The sequence below is a fragment of the Polaromonas sp. P1_G1 genome, from assembly GCF_056405595.1.
The window spans coordinates 1-1,982 of record NZ_JBFUBU010000110.1 but is presented as its reverse complement, the minus strand read 5'-3'; the positions used below and the strand labels follow the sequence as shown (position 1 = coordinate 1,982).

Here is a 1,982-nt window from a genome sequence, read left to right as displayed (position 1 = left end):
CTACTCACGCGGCCATCTCGACATCGCTGCGTGCCACTGCGCTGCCCAAACTGGTGGACCGGGAGTGTCGTCGTGACCGCGCCTGATCCGGGGAAGCCCAGCATCCAGGCTTGCGACATCTGCGAAATCAGATGGCACGCCGACTCGCTGACCGACGGCACATGCCCACGCTGTATCGCCGAAGACGCAATCTGCACCGAGGGGGACCGATGACTGACGCGCCTGACCCGGGGTTGACCGACCTCATCGCAGCGCACTGGCGGAGCCTGGACCTGCTGAAAATGAAGTACATCTGCTCGTGCGGTGACTGGGAATACCGAGACGACGACCGCGAGCGAGCATGCGCGTCATGGTGCGGGCATGTGGCGTTGGTGGTGGAGCAGCACACCAACAGGCGGATAGCGGAGCTCGAGGCTCGGATCGCCAATGCGCAGTCCCTCTGCCATGACACCGGGCGCTACAACGCGGCACGGCAAAAGTATTGGAACATCAGAGTCTTCGCGTGTGACGTACTCGCAGCATTGAAGGGCCGCGCAGCTTTGGAAGGGGAACAGCAATGAGCGACCGCGACACAGGTGGCAAGTCCAAGTGTGTCCACTGCGGCAAGCGAATCTTCGAGCGGATCGGCGGCAGGTATGGGCAAAAGCACTGGCAGCACGCAAACGGTGACCTTCACTGCACCGCCTTGAGCTTGAGCTGCAAGTACGCAACACCCTCGGAGGTATCCAAGTGACTGGCACCGACAACGAAAAGGCAGTTCCTGAACGGATTTTGCGCGCCCACGGTTTGAAATCCATGAACGTCCCGCCGACGCCCTCGAAGCTGCGAGAGATGGCAGCGGCTTTCATCGCGGCAGCCGACGAAACGGAGGAGTCGTTGTGAGTGAGCAGTTGAAGCAGGCCATGATCGCCGCACTGGACCGGCGGGCGCAGAACGGACGCCACCTGCACCACAAGGACTGCATCCACAACCTGGCGCCCGAAGAACAGATCGCGGTGCGCGGCAGATCTGTCGAGTGGTGGATGGCGCTCCACGGATCAATGCCCGAGCAGATCACACCCGACCAGTGGGAGGAGTCGTTGTGAGTGAGATCCGATCACAGGCCACAGCCGCGAGGGACGAAGACAAGCGAGAAACATTGACAAGGCTCGGCATGATCCACCTGTCCGAGCGTTACGGCACGAGACTCAGGCTGGAACCGTCTCACGACAACGAGATTCGCGTCGACATCACACATTCGGGCGGCACGGCGTCTCATTTCCCGGACGCGCTAGATCTACTCGAATCCGTAGAGGCTGTTGCCGAGCACATGGGACTGCGCAAGTCTCGCATGGTGAACAGCGCGGCCGAACTCGATGCGTTGCCGAACATGAGCGTAGTCATGGACAACTGCGACGACGTGTCACAGAAGCGCGGCGGCCAATGGTGCGGATACGAGACCGCCGACCTCACCAGCAAGCAGATCGCCAAGTACGGGCCACTCACCGTCCTCTTCACTCCGGGGGATGCGGGATGAACACTTACACGTTCACGTGCCGGCAACTGTTCAACGTGTTCGGTGTTCGGTCAATACCGAACACCGGCGATGAGGGGCGTCACCACAAGGGGGCGATGTCAGCATGAGCGAGATTCCGTATGACGAGATGCGGCGACTGTGCGGACTGCCTGACGTTCGCGGTTACGTGGCACGGCGAGAGTTGGCACGGATGGGTGAGCAATTTGTCGAGCTGTTCCAACGCGTCGCCCAGGAGTGGGTCAACATGGCTGAGCAGGTCTTACCGCAACTGCAGGCGATAACCGAAGCGTCGAAACCTAAGCAGGCCCCGCCGATGTGGGTTCGGGACCCGGCGAAGACACGAAGGACCGCGTACGGACCGACGAGGAGAGTGAAATGAAACATGCTGTGGCGCAATGTAACTGGGTGTGATATGTGATAGAATCACTCCAGAGTTGCGGACTGTTGGGAAGGTGTGACCATGAGC

Annotated in this window: 4 protein-coding genes; all 4 read left to right on the top strand. The window is 60.6% G+C overall.

From position 1 onward, the window contains the following. Positions 1-209: 209 nt before the first annotated feature. The 4 genes from AC1D1Y_RS25935 to AC1D1Y_RS25920 all read left to right on the top strand — a co-directional run bounded on the left by AC1D1Y_RS25935 (position 210) and on the right by AC1D1Y_RS25920 (position 1,516). On the top strand, positions 210-560 hold the full coding sequence (locus AC1D1Y_RS25935; protein WP_477684885.1) for a hypothetical protein: 351 nt from the start codon (positions 210-212) through the stop codon (positions 558-560). A gap of 169 nt (positions 561-729) precedes the next feature. Further along, positions 730-882, top strand: a complete 153-nt coding sequence (locus AC1D1Y_RS25930; protein WP_477684884.1) for a hypothetical protein — start codon at positions 730-732, stop codon at positions 880-882. Further along, the gene (locus tag AC1D1Y_RS25925) at positions 879-1,085 is read left to right on the top strand and encodes a hypothetical protein (RefSeq protein ID WP_477684883.1); all 207 of its coding nucleotides are present in this window, start codon (positions 879-881) and stop codon (positions 1,083-1,085) included. Before AC1D1Y_RS25930 ends, AC1D1Y_RS25925 begins: the two co-directional genes overlap by 4 nt. Beyond that, positions 1,082-1,516, top strand: a complete 435-nt coding sequence (locus AC1D1Y_RS25920) for a hypothetical protein (RefSeq protein WP_477684882.1) — start codon at positions 1,082-1,084, stop codon at positions 1,514-1,516. The genes AC1D1Y_RS25925 and AC1D1Y_RS25920 overlap by 4 nt, the downstream gene beginning before the upstream one ends. The last annotated feature ends 466 nt before the right edge of the window (positions 1,517-1,982 follow it).

Excerpts from the sequence above, each read along its gene's own strand:
- AC1D1Y_RS25935 (WP_477684885.1), top strand. The coding sequence starts at position 210 with ATGACTGACGCGCCTGACCCGGGGTTGACCGACCTCATCGCAGCGCAC.